The organism is Streptococcus sp. Marseille-Q6379, from assembly GCF_965119505.1.
Window position 1 is genome coordinate 757360 of sequence record NZ_CBCPLV010000001.1, and the last position, 17192, is coordinate 774551.

Genomic DNA, 17192 nt, shown 5'->3' on the forward strand with positions numbered 1-17192 from the left:
TCTAGTAAAAGCGAGGAAATAAAATGAGTTTTTCATTTGATAGCGCATCAGTTCAAGGTGCGGTAATTAAAGTTATCGGTGTCGGTGGAGGTGGCGGAAACGCTATCAACCGAATGATTGAAGAAGGTCTTGCTGGTGTTGAATTTATTGCAGCTAATACTGATATTCAAGCACTCAGTTCTTCTAAAGCAGAAACAGTAATCCAATTGGGTCCTAAATTGACTCGTGGCCTTGGTGCTGGAGGTCAACCTGAAGTTGGTCGTAAGGCAGCTGAAGAAAGTGAAGAAACACTTACAGAAGCACTTACAGGAGCTGATATGGTCTTTATCACTGCTGGTATGGGTGGTGGCTCTGGTACAGGGGCAGCACCAGTTATTGCACGTATTGCGAAAAGTTTGGGTGCATTGACAGTTGCAGTTGTGACACGTCCATTTGGATTTGAAGGTAACAAACGTGGTGCCTTTGCTGTCGAAGGGATTCAAGAGTTGCGTGAGCAAGTTGATACCCTTCTTATTATCTCTAACAATAACCTTCTTGAAATCGTTGATAAGAAAACACCTCTTCTTGAAGCTCTTAGTGAAGCAGATAATGTTCTTCGTCAAGGGGTCCAAGGTATTACAGACCTTATCACTAACCCAGGTTTGATTAACCTCGACTTTGCCGATGTGAAAACAGTTATGGCCAATAAAGGTAATGCACTTATGGGTATCGGTATTGGGTCTGGTGAAGAACGTATTGTTGAAGCTGCACGCAAAGCAATCTATTCACCACTTCTTGAAACTACTATTGATGGTGCAGAAGATGTTATCGTTAACGTAACTGGTGGTCTTGATATGACGCTTACAGAAGCAGAAGAAGCTTCTGAAATTGTTGGTCAAGCAGCTGGTAACGGTGTTAACATTTGGCTTGGTACATCAATCGATGATACATTGAAAGATGAAATCCGTGTAACAGTTGTTGCAACTGGTGTTCGCAAAGATCGTGCTGAAAAAGTATCTGGTATCAAAGCTCAACCACGTAAAGTGACTACAGCTCCTTCACAACCATCAGCTCCTACTCAACAAGTTGTTCAAGAAGAACAACGTCCAGTCTCTCAACCTTCATTTGAACGTCAACCAAATTTTGACTATAATGAAACACCTTCAATGCCACAACCAGGAGTTCGTCCTGCAGCAGCAGCTCCTCAACAGGAGCAGTCAGCTTTTGGTAATTGGGATTTGAGACGTGATAATATTTCTCGTCCTGAAACTGGTCAACTAGATAGTCAATTGACTATGTCTACATTCTCAAGTGATGTCGAAGATGATGATGAATTGGAGACACCACCATTCTTTAAAAATCGTTAATAATGACTGTAGAAGAGAATAAAAATAATGTTTATCAAGCGGTAAAAGAAGCATGTGAAAAGGCTAATCGCTCTAGTGATGAAGTCAATATTATTGCCGTAACCAAATATGTTTCAAGTGATGTCGCTGAGGAATTGGTTCAAACGGGAATTAAGCACATTGCTGAAAATCGTGTTGATAAATTCTTAGATAAGTATCAAGCTTTAAAAAATTATGATTTGACTTGGCACCTTATTGGTACCTTGCAACGTCGTAAAGTAAAGGATGTTATTAATTTAGTTGATTATTTTCATGCTTTGGATTCTGTTAAATTAGCGGAGGAAATTCAAAAGCGTGCCGACCATACTATTAATTGCTTCCTACAAGTTAACGTTTCAGGGGAGGAATCAAAACATGGTTTTTCAGCTGAAGAACTTGATACTGTTCTAAAACAAATTGAAAATCTTGATAACATTTGTATAGTTGGACTAATGACTATGGCTCCAATTGATGCAGATGCTCAAGAACTTGATAAGATTTTTTCTGAGACAAATGAGCTTAGACAATCAATTCAAGAGAAAAAACTAAAGAATGTTCCTTGTGATCAGTTAAGCATGGGGATGAGTCGAGACTATGACATGGCTATTCAGAATGGATCAACCTTTGTCAGAATAGGCAGTGCATTCTTTAAAGAGAACGGAGAATAACCTTATGGCATTAAAAGACGCAATTGATAAAATTGTTTCATATTTTGATACCGACGAAGTAACAGATTATGAAGATGCTGCTAAAGAAGAGGCTAAAGAACGTCCAGTAAAAGCACGTCCAGTAAAAGCACAGAGACCTGTGCAGACACCACCTCCTCGTCAGCAACGTCAACCTGAGCGTTCTCAGGCAACAGTCCCTCCTCGTCGCCAACATGTTAATTCAGACTTACAGGAAACTCAAGTCCTTCGTAGTTTACCTCTGAGTCGTTCACAAGCAAATCAGGGACCACAACAAATGAATACAACTAAAACAACAATTGCAATTAAATATCCTAAAAAGTATGAAGATGCTCAGGAAATTGTAGAACTATTGATTGAAAATGAATGTGTTTTAATCGATTTTCAATATATGTTGGAAGCGCAAGCTCGTCGTTGTCTTGACTTTATTGATGGTGCTAGCAAGGTACTTACAGGCAACTTGCAAAAAGTCGGCTCTTCAATGTATTTGCTTACGCCAATTAATGTCGTAGTTGACATTGAAGAGATTGGTTTGGCTCACGGTAACCAAGAAGCTAATTTTGACTTCGACATGAAGAGACGTTAAGTGATGTCAGTATTACTTTATGTTATTTGGGCACGTGTTGTTAACGTGATAGAGATTCTTCTTGTAGTCTATGCTTTGTTATCCTGGTTTCCAGGAGCTTATGATACTAGCCTTGGAAGAATCATTAGACAAATTGTTCAACCGATTCTCGCACCATTTCGTCGCCTGAATTTAGCTTTTGCTGGTATTGATTTTTCAATAATCGTAATTGTACTTCTACTAAACTTTTCACTTAGAATTCTTAGATTTATTCTACTCTGATGTCAGATATTAAAAAAATTGAACAGCATTACTCGTTAGATGAACGGCCTTTTCTAGAGAAGGTTAGGGGATTTTGTCATTTAGTTGACGAGAGGTACAGTCCTTACTTAACTGATTTCTTGAATCCTCGTGAAATTCAGATTGTTGAAGAGTTGGCTCATTATTACAATTTAAAATTTTTTGTGAGTTCAACTCTTGAATCTGAAGAGTATGGAAGAGTGATACTTGCTCCCGAATATTACGAGCTTGAAGAAGATGACTTTGAAATTAAACGATTAGAAATCTTATATGCGAGACAGTTCAATAAATTGACACACCCAAAAGTTTTGGGAGCGCTGCTTAATCAGCTTGGTCTTGATCGTCAAGTATTTGGAGATATTATTCTTGATGAAGAAGGACGCGTTCAATTTTACATTGCTTCTCATTTAGCAAGTTATGCGATAATGACTATTACTAAGATTGGTAATGTTTCGGTTACTCTAAAAGAAGTAAGTAAAGACGATTGGATTTCAAATCAAGAAAAGTACTCAAAAACTTTTGTCTTACTTTCCAGTATGCGTCTTGATAATGTGTTGTCGACGGTATTAAACCTATCTCGTTCTAACGCCTTAAAACTTATTTCTTCAGGAAAAGTAAAATTAAATTATAGACAAGTTGAGAAGGCTGATCAGGCAGTTATTATTGGTGATATGATTTCGATTAGAGGTTATGGTCGATTTCGACTAGCTCAACAAGACGGATTTTCAAAGTCCGGGAAAGCTAAAATCGTTATTGAAAGTCTGTTAAGACGGAGAAAAAAGTAGTTATTTAATTTAAACCATTAAATATGGTAATGAAAAATAAAGGAGGCCTGTAATGGCTATTACAGCACTTGATATTAAAGATAAACAGTTTACAACTAAATTTCGTGGATATAATGAGCAAGAAGTTGATGAATTTCTTGATATTATTGTAGACGATTATGAAGATTTAGTTCGTGACAATCGTGAACTTGCTGCTCGTGTAAAAGAGCTTGAAGAAAAATTGGCTTATTTTGATGAAATGAAAGAATCATTGAGTCAATCAGTTATTTTGGCTCAAGAAACAGCAGAAAAAGTTAAAGCTTCAGCGGCTGACGAATCAGCTAACTTGATTAATAAGGCTAACTTCAATGCTACTCATTTGGTTGAAGAAGCTAAATCTAAGGCATCTGAAATTCTTCGTGATGCAACAGATGAAGCCAAACGTGTTGCCATCGAAACAGAAGAACTTAAACGTCAAAGTCGTGTCTTCCACCAACGCCTATTGGCTGCAGTTGAAGGTCAGCTTAGCTTAGCAAGTGCTCCAGAATGGGGTGAATTGTTGCAACCAACAGCTATTTATCTTCAAAATTCAGATGCTGCCTTTAAAGAAGTTGTTGAAAAAGTTTTGGATGAGCATGTACCTGATTCAAATGATGCAGCTTCATTTGATGCAACTCGTCAATTCACTCCTGATGAAATGGCTGAACTTCAACGTCGCGTTGCTGAAAGTAATAAGCAAGTTGAAGATTTCTCTAGTCCAGAAGTTGATGAAACAAACGAAGTTGTTTCAACTCCAGTTGAGTTTGGTATTCCAGACACTTTCGAGAGTGAAGTGGCAGATTTCCCAACTTCAGCACCAGTAGATGAAGATTTTGATTTGCAACCTGAGACAACAGGTGAAATTAATCTAAACGAAACACAAACGTTTAAATTGAATATTAGCGAATAAGAAAAATACAACTTACCAAGTATATTAACAGCGAGTGGGAGATGGTGTGAGTCCCACATTCCCTATTTGGATAGTTATCATTTTCAAGCATTCTAACTGAAATAAGTAAGTTAGAAGGATGGTCCTCCTTACGGACATATGAGGGAGCAAATTCTTTTGCTCTGAATTAAGGTGGTACCACGAGCTTTCGTCCTTTTTGATGAAGGCTCTTTTTATTTAGTAAATTAAATTAAAGAGGAGATATAATGAAACTCAAAGAAACCTTAAATCTAGGTAAGACAGCCTTTCCAATGCGAGCTGGACTTCCTAACAAAGAACCAATCTGGCAAAAAGAGTGGGAAGATGCTAAGATGTATCAACGTCGTCAAGAGTTGAACCAAGGTAAACCTCACTTCACTCTTCATGATGGTCCTCCTTATGCCAATGGTAATATTCACGTTGGTCACGCGATGAATAAAATTTCTAAGGATATCATTGTGCGTTCAAAATCAATGTCTGGTTTCTATGCTCCTTACGTTCCTGGTTGGGATACGCATGGTCTTCCAATTGAACAAGTGTTGGCAAAACAAGGTGTGAAACGTAAAGAACTTGATCGTGCTGAATATCTTAAGATGTGTCGCGATTATGCACTTTCACAAGTTGACAAACAACGTGAAGATTTCAAACGTCTTGGTGTTTCGGCTGATTGGGATAACCCATATGTTACTTTGACACCAGATTATGAAGCAGCTCAGATTCGTGTCTTTGGTGAGATGGCTAAAAAAGGTTACATCTATCAAGGTGCAAAACCAGTTTATTGGTCATGGTCATCAGAATCAGCGCTTGCTGAAGCAGAAATTGAGTACCATGATTTGGTTTCAACTTCACTTTACTATGCCAATAAGGTTAAGGATGGTAAAGGAGTACTAGACACAGATACATATATCGTAGTTTGGACAACAACACCATTTACAGTAACAGCTTCACGTGGTTTGACTGTTGGTGCTGATATCGAATACGTTCTCGTAAAACCTGCCGGAGAAGACCGCAAATTTGTTGTTGCTTCTGAATTACTTAATAGTCTTTCTGAGAAATTCGGTTGGACAGATGTGGAAGTACTTCAATCATACCGTGGTGAAGAATTAAATAAAATTGTGACTGAACACCCATGGGATACAGAAGTTGATGAGCTTGTTATTCTTGGTGACCACGTTACTACAGATTCAGGTACAGGTATCGTCCATACGGCTCCTGGTTTTGGTGAGGATGACTATAACGTAGGTATTGCTAATGGTCTTGAAGTTGCCGTAACCGTTAATGAGCGTGGTATCATGATGGAAAATGCTGGACCTGATTTTGAAGGTCAGTTCTACGATAAAGTGGCTCCAATTGTTATGGAAAAACTCGGCGATTTACTCCTTGCTAAAGAAGAAATCTCACACTCATACCCATTCGACTGGCGTACGAAGAAACCAATTATCTGGCGTGCAGTACCACAATGGTTTGCATCTGTTTCTAAATTCCGTCAAGAGATTCTGGATGAGATTGAAAAAGTTAAATTCCATTCTGAGTGGGGTAAAGTTCGTCTCTACAACATGATTCGTGACCGTGGTGACTGGGTAATCTCTCGTCAGCGTGCTTGGGGTGTGCCACTCCCAATCTTCTATGCTGAAGATAAAACACCAATCATGACTGAAGAAACTATCGAACATGTGGCTAAACTTTTCGAAGAACACGGTTCAGTTATTTGGTGGGAACGTGATGCCAAAGATCTTCTTCCAGAAGGTTTTACACATCCTGGCTCACCAAACGGCGAGTTTACTAAAGAAACTGACATTATGGACGTATGGTTTGACTCAGGCTCATCATGGAACGGTGTTGTTGTTAACCGTCCTGAGTTAACTTATCCAGCTGACCTCTATCTCGAAGGTTCAGACCAATACCGTGGATGGTTTAATTCATCTCTTATTACATCTGTTGCCAATAATGGTGTTGCACCATATAAACAACTCTTGTCACAAGGTTTTGCGCTTGATGGTAAGGGTGAGAAGATGTCTAAATCGCTTGGTAACACAATTGCTCCTAGTGATGTTGAGAAACAATTTGGTGCTGAAATTCTTCGTCTTTGGGTAACAAGTGTTGATACAACTAATGACGTTCGTATCTCAATGGATATCCTTAGCCAAGTATCAGAATCTTATCGTAAGATTCGTAACACACTTCGTTTCTTGATTGCCAATACCTCTGACTTCAATCCAACAACTGATGCTGTAGCCTTTGAAGACTTGCGTTCTGTAGATCAGTACATGACTATTCGATTTAACCAATTGGTTAAGACTATTCGTGATGCCTATGCAAACTTTGAGTTCTTGACTATCTACAAAGCCTTGGTTAACTTTATTAATGTTGAGTTGTCTGCATTCTATCTTGATTTTGCCAAAGATGTGGTTTATATTGAGAGTGCGGAATCACTTGAACGTCGTCAAATGCAAACAGTCTTCTACGATATTCTTGTCAAGATCACAAAACTATTGACACCAATCCTTCCTCACACTGCAGAAGAAATTTGGTCATATCTTGAATTTGAAACAGAAGACTATGTTCAATTGTCAGAGTTGCCAGAAGCAGAAGATTTTGTGGGTCAAGATGCACTTCTTGAAAGATGGAATGCCTTCATGGATTTCCGTGGCCAAGCTCAAAAAGCTTTGGAAGAAGCTCGTAATGAAAAAGTTATTGGTAAATCGCTTGAAGCTCATTTGACTATCTATCCTGATGATGAAGTCAAAGAACTTATTGAAGGTTTGAACACTAACCTTGCTCAACTTTTGATTGTTTCAGCATTGACTATTGCTGAAGGAGAAGCACCTGAATCTGCTGTAAGCTTTGAAGGCGTGGCATTCACAGTAGAACGTGCTACAGGTGATGTCTGTGACCGTTGTCGTCGTATCGATCCAACTACTAAAGAACGCAGCTACAACGCGACTATCTGTGATCACTGTGCTAGCATTGTTGAAGAAAACTTTGCTGAAGGTGTAGCAGAAGGTTTTGAAGTAAAAGCAAAATAAAATAAAAAGAGTTCACCGTGAACTCTTTTTTCTATTTGTTTTTCGAATATAGTATTGAACACAATAAAAAACTAGCTAAGCTAGTTTTTTATTATAGTCCGTAGTTATAATCATCGTCATGCATGGCTTCGACAGTTCCTAGAAGGTAACCATTACCAACTTGAGAGAAGAAGTCGTGGTTAGATGTTCCTGTAGAAATACCATTCATAACGATTGGGTTAACATCGTTCGCACTATCTGGGAAGAGTGGATCTTGTCCCAGGTTCATAAGAGCCTTGTTAGCGTTGTAGCGAAGGAAAGTCATAACTTCCTCAGTCCATCCAACACCGTCATAAAGAGATTTAGTGTAGAGCTCTTCATTTTCATACAATTGATAGAGGAGATCATACATCCATTCACGGAAACTTTCTTGCTCTTCTTCAGGCAATTCGTTGAATCCAAGCTGGAATTTATAGCCAATATAGGTTCCGTGAACAGATTCGTCACGGATAATGAGCTTGATAATTTCAGCAACGTTAGCTAGCTTGTTATTACCAAGATAATAGAGTGGAGTGAAGAATCCTGAATAGAAAAGGAAAGTTTCAAGATATGTTGAAGCAACCTTTTTCTGAAGAGGCGTTCCATTTTCATAGATATCGTTAATGATTTTCGCCTTGGTTTGGAGGTATTTGTTACTGTTAGTCCACTCGAAAATTTCTTCAATTTCAGATTTTGTATTCAAAGTTGAGAAGATTGAAGAGTAAGATTTGGCGTGAACAGACTCCATGAACTGAATGTTGTTCAATACAGCTTCTTCATGAGGTGTACGGACGTCTGCACGAATGGCTTCAACACCTGTTTGAGATTGCATGGTATCTAGCAATGTTAAACCACCGAAAACTTTTCCAACCAAATCTTTTTCTTCAGCGGAAAGTTTACGCCAGTCATCAAGGTCATTTGAAAGTGGGATACGTGTATCTAGCCAAAATTGCTCGGTCAATTTTTCCCAGGTAGATTTATCAATCGCATCTTCGATTTCATTCCAGTTAATGGCTTTGTAGTAAGTTTCCATTAGAAACCTCTTTCTTTATTGATATCGTTACTATTTTATCATAATTCAAAATCATGATATAGTTTTTTTGAGTTGATCTATTAAAAAAGTCGGCGAACCGACCTTTTAATGCATTTTGTAAATAAGAGTAGTGAAGTTGCTATCGTTAAATCACTATCTTAGATGACACAGCTTTCACATTGGTTAGAACCAACCTCTTCCCCATCATCTGTATAAGTACGGATGTAGTAGATTGATTTAATTCCTTTGTTAAAGGCGTAGTTACGAAGGATAGAAAGGTCACGAGTTGTTTGTTTATTTTCTGTTTTCCATTCGTAAATTTCTTTTGGTAACTCACTACGCAAGAATAGGGTTAATGACAAACCTTGATCAACGTGTTCAGTCGCAGCGGCATAGACGTCGATAACTTTACGCATGTCCATGTCGTAGGCTGAAGTGTAGAAAGGAATTGTGTCTGTTGAAAGACCGTTGGCCGGATAGTAAATTTTTCCGATTTTCTTTTCTTGACGTTCTTCAATACGTTGTGTGATTGGATGGATAGAAGCAGAACAGTCATTAATATAAGAGATTGAGCCATTTGGTGCAACAGCCAAACGGTTTTGATGGTAGAGTCCATCTTTCTTAACGAGTTCACGTAGTTCTTCCCAATCTTTGGCCTGTGGAATGAAGTGACCATCGAAAAGTTCTTTGATACGGTCAGATTTAGGAACGTATTGGCCTGTAACGTATTTATCAAAGTAAGAACCATCAGCATATTTTGATTTTTCAAAACCGACAAAGGTTTCTTGACGTTCGCGGGCAATATTGTTAGATTCAACCAAAGTCCAGTAGTTCATAAGCATGAAGTAGATATTAGTGAATTCAACAGATTCGGGGCTACCATACTCGATATGGTGTTTAGCAAGGTAAGAGTGAAGCCCCATAGCTCCTAAACCAAAGGTATGAGCTTGTTGGTTACCATTTTTGATGGATGGTACAGCATCAATACTTGAACTATCTGTAACAAAGGTAAGTGCACGTGTCATAGCCTTAATCGAACGTCCGAAGTCAGGAGATGTCATCATGTTAAGGATATTAGTTGATCCAAGGTTACATGAAATATCTGTACCGAGTTTGACAAACTCTTGTGCATCGTTAAGTTCACTTGGTGTTTGAACTTGGAGAATTTCAGAACAGAGGTTGGACATGACGATCTTACCATCAATTGGGTTGTGTCGATTGGCTGTATCAACATTGACAATATATGGATAACCTGATTCTTGTTGGAGTTTAGAAATTTCAGTTTCTAGCTCACGTGCATTAATCTTGGTTTTTGTAATATTGGGATTGGCAACTAACTCATCATACATAGCTGTAATATCAATGTAGTTATATGGTTTACCATACTCTTTTTCGACTGAGTAAGGGCTGAAGAGGTACATATCTTCATTATTACGTGCCAACTCGTAGAATTTATCTGGAACTGTAACACCAAGTGACAGTGTTTTAACACGCACCTTCTCATCAGCATTCTCTTTCTTAGTAGAAAGGAAGGCAAGGATATCTGGGTGGAAAACATCCAGGTAAACAACACCAGCACCTTGACGTTGGCCAAGTTGGTTTGAGTAAGAGAAGCTATCTTCGAAAAGCTTCATAACAGGTACGACACCAGAGGCTGCCCCAGCATAACCTTTGATAGGAGCACCAGCTTCACGTAGGTTAGATAGGCTAATACCTACCCCGCCACCAATACGAGACAACTGGAGGGCCGAGTTGATAGAACGTCCGATAGAATTCATGTCATCCGTTACTTGAATAAGGAAACATGACACGAGTTCACCACGACGGCTACGTCCAGCATTTAGAAATGAAGGAGTAGCAGGTTGGTAACGTTGGTGAATCATTTCGTTAGCAAGGTCACTAGCAAGGTTTTCATCACCATCAGCAAAGTAAAGGGCGTTGAAAAGAACGCGATCTTCAATACTTTCGAGGTAAGACTCGCCATCGTTTGTTTTGAGGGCATATTGTTGGTAGAACTTGTAGGCTGCCATGAAAGATTGGAAGCGGAATTTTTGAGAATGAATTTCTGCAGACAACTTTTCGATGAAAGCAGGTTCGTATTTACCGATGAATTCAGACTCGATATAATCGTTCTCAATCAAATAATTAATTTTATCTGTGATGCTGTTGAATGCCATTGAATTTGGCTTAACGTTTTCAAGGAAGAAGGCACGAAGTGCTTCTTTGTCCTTATGCAAAGGAATTTGACCGTTAACAGGACGGTTAATTTCGTTGTTGAGGCGGAAGTATGAGACATCGCCAAGATTTTTTAAAGACATAATACAGATACCAGGCTCAGTTTAATAGTATATTAAGGTTAAAATATTAAACTAAGCAAACAAGTTCCTTTCTATTTAAAAACTTGATAATTAAAGGATTTCTTTAAGTTTAGTCGGTTGAAAACCTGAAAAGACGATATCGCCTGCTTCAATAACTGGAGCAGCAGTGAAACCAAGACTTTTTACGTAATCGATTTTTTCTGGTTGTTCATCAATGTTGATTTCTTCGAAATCAGCACCTTCCTTTTCCAAGAATTTTTTAGTCATTTTGCACTGCATGCAGTTGTTTTTAGAAAACAATGTAATCTTTGCCATTGCAAATACTCCTTTATAAAAAGATTTTAAGTGACTAGGAGTCACTTTTTCAACTCTAATAGAATACCCAAAATATTGGGAAAAATCAAGCTAAATATCTTAAGGAAATACAATATTTTGTGTTTAGTATTGAAACACAACCCTATATCTTGTGTTTCAAAGGCTTTTTTAAGTTCTCTAAATTAAATAGAATTTGTTTATGAAAATGGCTAAAAAAGAAATATCTCACCATAAATGTTATGTAATATAACATCAAAATGCCGATTCTATTTGTTTTTTCAAAAATAACAGTGTAGAATAAAGAAAATTTTTAACTAATGGAGGTTCAAGTATGCAAGAATACTGTTCAAATCTAACTGTAAATGGTAAGACATTCTCTTTCTATGATCTCGAAAAAGCAGCAAAATCTCATGATGTTAAGGTCGGAGAACTACCTTATACCATTCGAATACTACTTGAAAGTCTCCTCAGAAAAAAAGATGGTGTCGATGTTAAGGAATCTCACATTTCTGATCTAATAAAATTTCCGAATTTTCCAACAATTTCTGAAGTACCTTTTAAACCAAGTCGTGTTATCTTACAGGATTTTACAGGGGTTCCTGTTGTTGTTGATTTAGCTTCCATGCGTGATGCTATAGTGGCTAATGGTGGTAAAGCCGAATTTATTAATCCCGAGATTCCAGTAGATTTGGTCATCGACCACTCTGTCCAAGTTGATTCATATGGATGTGATACTGCTCTTGAAGATAATATCAATCTAGAGTTTAAACGTAACAACGAGCGCTATGAATTTCTTAAGTGGGCCGAACAATCTTTTGAAAATTACCGTGCGGTTCCACCAGCAACAGGGATTATTCACCAGGTTAATATTGAATTTTTGAGTGATGTCATTATTGAAAATGATGGGCTCCTATATCCTGACTCTATGTTTGGTACAGATAGTCACACGACTATGATTAATGGTATTGGCGTTCTTGGTTGGGGTGTTGGTGGAATTGAAGCTGAAGCAGCTATGCTAGGTGAAGCGTCTTATTTCCCAATTCCAGAGGTTATTGGAGTACATCTGACAGGAGAGCTGCCTAAAATTGCCACAGCAACAGATTTGGCTCTCAAGATTACTCAGGTGCTTCGTTCTGAAAATGTGGTTGGTAAATTTGTTGAGTACTTTGGACCTGGCTTGAAGAGTTTATCTCTAGCTGACCGTGCTACTATCGCTAATATGGCACCGGAATATGGTGCGACTTGTGGTTATTTTCCTATTGATGACGAGACTCTTAACTACATGCGTTTAACTAATCGTGATGAGGAACATATCCAAGTCACTGAAGCCTATACAAAAGCCAATCATCTTTTCTATGATCCAAGTAAAGAAGCCAAGTATACTAAGATTGTTGAAGTCGATTTGTCATCTATTAAACCTTCTATCTCAGGTCCTAAACGTCCACAAGATTTGATTCTCTTATCTGATGCTAAGCAAGAATTTCAAGATGCAGTGGTACGTGAAGCAGGTGTCCGTGGTTTCGGTTTGGATAATGAAGAGTTAGCAAAAACTGCAAAAGTTGATTTTGAGGATCATTCAGAAACAATTCAAACGGGTCATGTTGCCATTGCAGCAATCACATCATGTACCAATACCTCAAATCCGTACGTTCTTATGGCAGCCGGTCTTTTAGCCAAAAAAGCGGTTGAGAAAGGATTAAAAGTATCTCCAACAGTCAAGACATCTTTGGCACCGGGTTCTAAGGTTGTTACTGGCTATCTCAAATCTTCAGGCTTGCAAACCTATCTAGATAAGCTTGGCTTTAACTTGGTAGGTTATGGTTGCACAACTTGTATTGGTAACTCAGGAGATTTACGTCCTGAAGTGGCTAAGGCTATTGTAGACAATGACCTCCTAGCGAGTGCTGTATTGTCAGGAAATCGTAATTTTGAAGGGCGTATTAATCCACTTGTTAAAGCGAATTTCTTGGCTAGTCCACCATTGGTTGTTGCTTATGCCTTGGCTGGTAACACGAATATTGATTTGACAACTGAGCCTCTAGGCTTTGACGACAATGGTCAAGCTGTTTATTTAGAGGAGATTATGCCATCTCGTGATGACATTGAGACTTATGTTGATAAATACGTCACCCGTCAACTCTTCCAAGATGAATATGCCAGTGTCTTTTCTGATAGCGAGAAGTGGAATGCCATTCCTACTGAACAAAGTCAAAATTATAAATGGAATCAAAACTCTACCTATATTCAAAATCCACCTTACTTTGATGCTTTAGGAGATGATTTGAGTATTAAACCATTGAATGATTTGAAGGTTTTGGCTAAATTTGGAGATACGGTTACAACAGACCATATTTCTCCAGCGGGTAATATTGCCAGAAATAGTCCAGCAGCTCGTTATTTGACTGAGAATGGTGTTGATTATCAAGAATTTAATTCTTATGGTAGCCGTCGTGGAAATCACGAAGTCATGATGCGAGGAACTTTTGCTAATATTCGTATCAAGAATGAGCTAGCAGATGGAAAAATTGGTGGATATACTAAATATGATGGTGATATTCTACCTATATATGATGCTGCTATGAAATATAAAGAAGCTAATCAAGATACGCTTGTAATTGCTGGTAAGGATTATGGTATGGGCTCTAGTCGTGACTGGGCTGCTAAAGGTGCAAATCTTCTTGGTGTAAAAGTAGTGCTTGCTGAGAGTTTTGAGCGTATTCACCGTTCAAATTTAGTTATGATGGGGATTTTACCAGTACAATTTATGGAAGGGGAAAATGCTGAAAGTCTTGGATTGACAGGACATGAGACCTTTAGCTTTGATCTTTCAGAAAATCCAGGTGTCCATGATGTTATCACTGTTACAGCTTCAACACCTGAACAAACCAAAACCTTTAAAGCCTTGGTACGCTTCGATGCAGATGCTGATATTCGTTACTATAAAAATGGTGGTATCTTACCAATGGTTGTAAGAAAAAAATTGAAGGGAGCCTAATATGACAACAGTTGAAATTAATGGACTTAAGGATATGATTGCCTGTAATACTAGGATTTCATCTATTATTGATGACCATTTATCCTATGCAGGATATGATATTTCCGAGTTTATGGAAAATAAAGCGTCTTTTGAGGAAGTGATTTATCTCTTATGGAATGGTCATCTTCCTACGCAAATGGAACTCAAGTATTTTGAAGCTGAGTTGCGTAAGAACTATGACATTTCAGATGCTGTAGAACAATGCATTCTTATCCAATCTCGTCCACATTTGCACCCAATGAGTGTTTTACGTTCAACAGTTTCACTTCTTGGGGTATACAATGTGGATGCTGAGGAGAAGTCCATGGAAGCCGTTTATCAGCAAAGTATTGAATTGATGGCTAAATTGCCAACAATTATTACGACTTTTGCACGCTTACGTACTGGTAAAATGCCCCTCAAGCCAAGAGAAGATTTAGGTTTTGCTGCTAATTTTCTTTACATGCTGAATGGTGTTGAACCTTCTGAAATTGAAGTTGAGGCTATGAATAAGGCCTTAATTCTACATGCTGATCATGAGTTGAATGCTTCAACTTTTGCAGCGCGTGTTTGTGCTTCGACTCTGACAGATATTTATTCTTGTGTTACAACAGCTATTGGTGCTCTAAAAGGTCCCCTGCATGGTGGGGCTAATGAACGCGTCTTTGATATGCTTAAAGAAATCCGCGAATCAGGTGATGTTTATGCTTACTTACAGGAAAAACTTGACTCTAAAGAGAAAATCATGGGATTTGGGCACCGTGTATACAAGAAACAGGACCCTCGTGAAATTTTCTTAAGAGATATGGCTAAAAAGTTGACAGAGGGTACCGAGAATGAAGAATTCTTTAATATGTCTCAAGAAATTGAAGAGTTCATGAAAGATAAGAAGGGATTAATTCCCAATGTAGACTTCTATTCAGCCACCGTATATCATACTCTAGGAATTGACAGCGATATCTTCACACTTATCTTTGCAATGAGTCGTGTTGCCGGCTGGATTGCTCATATTCAAGAGCAGCAAAAAAATAACAAATTGATTCGTCCTCGCTCACAGTATATTGGACAAGAAAATATGACCTATATTCCTTTAGAAAAACGCTAGGGAGGAAAGCTATATGGCAGAAAAAATCGTAATGACAAATGGACAGCTTCAAGTTTCTGATAGTCCAATTATCCCTTTTATTGAAGGGGATGGTGTTGGACATGATATCTGGAAGAATGCCCAAGCAATCTTTGATAAAGCAGTAGAAGTAGCCTATGAAGGGAAGCGCCATATTGAGTGGCAAGAGCTCCTAGCTGGTAAGAAGGCTTATGATAAAACAGGAGAATGGTTGCCGAAAAAAACATTGGAAACTATTCGAGAAAGTTTAGTTGCTATTAAGGGTCCGCTTGAGACGCCAGTAGGTGGAGGGATTCGTTCTTTAAATGTAGCTTTACGTCAAGAACTTGATCTCTACGCTTGTGTTAGACCGGTTCGTTACTTTGAAGGAGTAGCAAGTCCGCTTAAGGAACCAGAAAAAACGAATATTACTATTTTTCGTGAAAATACTGAAGATATTTATGCGGGAATTGAATGGGAAGCGGGAACAACAGATGTTAAGCGCGTGATTGAGTTTCTCCAGACAGAAATGAATGTTAGTAAAATTCGCTTCCCAGAATCAAGTAGTATCGGAATCAAGCCAATTTCAATAGAAGGAAGTAAACGTCTCATTCGCTCGGCTATCGACTATGCTCTCAAGAACAATCTAAAAAAAGTGACCTTAGTTCATAAGGGGAATATTCAAAAATTTACAGAAGGTGGCTTCCGTAAATGGGGTTATGAATTGGCTCAGGAAGAATATAAAGAAGAATTGCTGGCTGGTCGTTTAGAGATTAATGATATAATCGCGGATAACTTTCTACAACAGATTCTTTTAAATCCAGAAAAATTTGATGTTGTTGCCCTAACCAACTTGAATGGTGATTATGCCAGTGACGCCTTAGCTGCACAAGTTGGCGGTATCGGCATCTCCCCTGGAGCCAACATTAACTATCAAACAGGCCATGCTATTTTTGAAGCAACACATGGAACAGCTCCGGATATCGAAGATCAAGATAAGGCTAATCCTTGCTCAGTTCTATTATCTGGCTGCATGCTTCTAGATTATATTGGTTGGACTGAGGCAGCTCAACTGATTACAAGTGCTATTGAAAAGACATTTAAAGCTGATATCTTTACAGCTGACTTAGCATTTGGAAAACAAGCTTATTCAACGAGTGCCTTTAGCAATCAAATTCTTTCAATTATGTGATTGTTTTTGCTCGAAAATGAAAATTAACGATTGAAAACACCATGAAAGAAATTTTCTGAAAATGTTGTAAATAACTAGAGACTAGTATTTGCTTATGTTTAAAAAAATGAAAATGAGCAGTAAAATGAGAGACAGGCTTTTGAAAAACTTGTAGAAAGTACGTTTTAACCTTGATAATCTCAATTAGCTATGTTATAATTCTAAATTGTAAGGGTTATCATTGATAACTCAAATATTCCAAACTAAGAAGGAGAATCCATTATGGCTTCTAAAGATTTCCACATTGTTGCAGAAACAGGTATCCACGCACGTCCAGCTACTTTGCTTGTTCAAACAGCTAGCAAATTTGCTTCAGATATCACTCTTGACTACAAAGGTAAAGCAGTTAACCTTAAATCAATCATGGGTGTTATGAGCCTTGGTGTTGGTCAAGGTGCTGACGTAACTATCTCTGCAGAAGGTGCTGATGCTGATGATGCAATCGTAGCAATCGCAGAAACAATGACAAAAGAAGGATTGGCATAAG

13 protein-coding genes, 2 pseudogenes and 1 other annotated feature are annotated in these 17192 nt (G+C 38.2%); of the genes and pseudogenes, 12 read left to right on the top strand and 3 right to left on the bottom strand.

Going from position 1 to position 17192, the window contains the following annotated elements; translation table 11 throughout:
* Positions 1 to 23: 23 nt before the first annotated feature.
* The 8 genes and pseudogenes from ftsZ to ileS all read left to right on the top strand — a co-directional run.
* Positions 24 to 1113, top strand: a pseudogene (gene ftsZ, locus ACWPVZ_RS03865) (cell division protein FtsZ); the annotation flags it as partial.
* A gap of 74 nt (positions 1114 to 1187) precedes the next feature.
* A pseudogene (locus ACWPVZ_RS03870) lies at positions 1188 to 1346 on the top strand (cell division protein FtsZ); the annotation flags it as partial.
* Positions 1347 to 1348: 2 nt separating this feature from the next.
* The gene (locus ACWPVZ_RS03875; RefSeq protein ID WP_002890668.1) at positions 1349 to 2032 is read left to right on the top strand and encodes a YggS family pyridoxal phosphate-dependent enzyme; all 684 of its coding nucleotides are present in this window, start codon (positions 1349 to 1351) and stop codon (positions 2030 to 2032) included.
* A 4-nt stretch (positions 2033 to 2036) separates the two neighbouring features.
* A complete protein-coding gene (locus ACWPVZ_RS03880) occupies positions 2037 to 2636 on the top strand; it encodes a cell division protein SepF (RefSeq protein WP_037600934.1) in 600 nt (199 codons plus the stop codon).
* Between the two features lie 3 nt (positions 2637 to 2639).
* Complete coding sequence (locus ACWPVZ_RS03885) at positions 2640 to 2897, top strand: YggT family protein (protein ID WP_002890670.1); 258 nt, start codon at positions 2640 to 2642, stop codon at positions 2895 to 2897.
* The gene (locus ACWPVZ_RS03890; protein ID WP_293921825.1) at positions 2897 to 3700 is read left to right on the top strand and encodes a YlmH family RNA-binding protein; all 804 of its coding nucleotides are present in this window, start codon (positions 2897 to 2899) and stop codon (positions 3698 to 3700) included. The genes ACWPVZ_RS03885 and ACWPVZ_RS03890 overlap by 1 nt, the downstream gene beginning before the upstream one ends.
* Positions 3701 to 3752: 52 nt before the next feature.
* The gene (locus ACWPVZ_RS03895) at positions 3753 to 4628 is read left to right on the top strand and encodes a DivIVA domain-containing protein (protein ID WP_002890673.1); all 876 of its coding nucleotides are present in this window, start codon (positions 3753 to 3755) and stop codon (positions 4626 to 4628) included.
* Positions 4615 to 4826: a binding site (T-box leader), on the top strand. Its footprint overlaps the gene before it by 14 nt.
* A 47-nt stretch (positions 4827 to 4873) precedes the next feature.
* The gene (gene ileS, locus ACWPVZ_RS03900; protein ID WP_454381009.1) at positions 4874 to 7672 is read left to right on the top strand and encodes an isoleucine--tRNA ligase; all 2799 of its coding nucleotides are present in this window, start codon (positions 4874 to 4876) and stop codon (positions 7670 to 7672) included.
* 91 nt (positions 7673 to 7763) lie between these two features.
* Here ileS and nrdF read toward each other — a convergent pair whose 3' ends face one another.
* The 3 genes from nrdF to nrdH all read right to left on the bottom strand — a co-directional run bounded on the left by nrdF (position 7764) and on the right by nrdH (position 11356).
* Complete coding sequence (gene nrdF / locus ACWPVZ_RS03905; RefSeq protein WP_347099960.1) at positions 7764 to 8723, bottom strand: class 1b ribonucleoside-diphosphate reductase subunit beta; 960 nt, start codon at positions 8721 to 8723, stop codon at positions 7764 to 7766.
* 158 nt (positions 8724 to 8881) lie between these two features.
* Positions 8882 to 11041, bottom strand: coding sequence for a class 1b ribonucleoside-diphosphate reductase subunit alpha (gene nrdE, locus ACWPVZ_RS03910; RefSeq protein ID WP_002890676.1), 2160 nt, complete (start codon positions 11039 to 11041; stop codon positions 8882 to 8884).
* Positions 11042 to 11131: 90 nt separating this feature from the next.
* Entirely contained in the window at positions 11132 to 11356 is a 225-nt protein-coding gene (gene nrdH, locus ACWPVZ_RS03915; RefSeq protein ID WP_004182714.1) for a glutaredoxin-like protein NrdH, read from the bottom strand.
* Positions 11357 to 11687: 331 nt separating this feature from the next.
* On the opposite strand from nrdH, the gene acnA reads away from it, so the two are divergent.
* The 4 genes from acnA to ACWPVZ_RS03935 all read left to right on the top strand — a co-directional run bounded on the left by acnA (position 11688) and on the right by ACWPVZ_RS03935 (position 17191).
* Positions 11688 to 14351: an aconitate hydratase AcnA gene (gene acnA, locus ACWPVZ_RS03920; protein WP_454381012.1), complete on the top strand. Its 2664-nt coding sequence runs from the start codon at positions 11688 to 11690 to the stop codon at positions 14349 to 14351.
* A gap of 1 nt (position 14352) precedes the next feature.
* Positions 14353 to 15477, top strand: a complete 1125-nt coding sequence (locus ACWPVZ_RS03925; protein ID WP_002890679.1) for a citrate synthase — start codon at positions 14353 to 14355, stop codon at positions 15475 to 15477.
* Between the two features lie 13 nt (positions 15478 to 15490).
* Positions 15491 to 16666, top strand: coding sequence for an NADP-dependent isocitrate dehydrogenase (gene icd, locus ACWPVZ_RS03930; RefSeq protein ID WP_454381014.1), 1176 nt, complete (start codon positions 15491 to 15493; stop codon positions 16664 to 16666).
* A 261-nt stretch (positions 16667 to 16927) separates the two neighbouring features.
* Positions 16928 to 17191: a phosphocarrier protein HPr gene (locus ACWPVZ_RS03935; protein ID WP_045772118.1), complete on the top strand. Its 264-nt coding sequence runs from the start codon at positions 16928 to 16930 to the stop codon at positions 17189 to 17191.
* Position 17192 lies beyond the last annotated feature (1 nt).

Bases quoted from the DNA above. Each gene is read 5' to 3' on its own strand.
- icd (WP_454381014.1), top strand. From the start codon at position 15,491: ATGGCAGAAAAAATCGTAATGACAAATGGACAGCTTCAAGTTTCTGAT.
- ACWPVZ_RS03935 (WP_045772118.1), top strand. From the start codon at position 16,928: ATGGCTTCTAAAGATTTCCACATTGTTGCAGAAACAGGTATCCACGCA.
- nrdH (WP_004182714.1), bottom strand. From the start codon at position 11,356: ATGGCAAAGATTACATTGTTTTCTAAAAACAACTGCATGCAGTGCAAA.
- ACWPVZ_RS03925 (WP_002890679.1), top strand. From the start codon at position 14,353: ATGACAACAGTTGAAATTAATGGACTTAAGGATATGATTGCCTGTAAT.
- ileS (WP_454381009.1), top strand. From the start codon at position 4,874: ATGAAACTCAAAGAAACCTTAAATCTAGGTAAGACAGCCTTTCCAATG.
- ACWPVZ_RS03880 (WP_037600934.1), top strand. From the start codon at position 2,037: ATGGCATTAAAAGACGCAATTGATAAAATTGTTTCATATTTTGATACC.
- nrdE (WP_002890676.1), bottom strand. From the start codon at position 11,041: ATGTCTTTAAAAAATCTTGGCGATGTCTCATACTTCCGCCTCAACAAC.
- ACWPVZ_RS03895 (WP_002890673.1), top strand. From the start codon at position 3,753: ATGGCTATTACAGCACTTGATATTAAAGATAAACAGTTTACAACTAAA.
- nrdF (WP_347099960.1), bottom strand. From the start codon at position 8,723: ATGGAAACTTACTACAAAGCCATTAACTGGAATGAAATCGAAGATGCG.
- ACWPVZ_RS03875 (WP_002890668.1), top strand. From the start codon at position 1,349: ATGACTGTAGAAGAGAATAAAAATAATGTTTATCAAGCGGTAAAAGAA.
- ACWPVZ_RS03890 (WP_293921825.1), top strand. From the start codon at position 2,897: ATGTCAGATATTAAAAAAATTGAACAGCATTACTCGTTAGATGAACGG.
- acnA (WP_454381012.1), top strand. From the start codon at position 11,688: ATGCAAGAATACTGTTCAAATCTAACTGTAAATGGTAAGACATTCTCT.
- ACWPVZ_RS03885 (WP_002890670.1), top strand. From the start codon at position 2,640: ATGTCAGTATTACTTTATGTTATTTGGGCACGTGTTGTTAACGTGATA.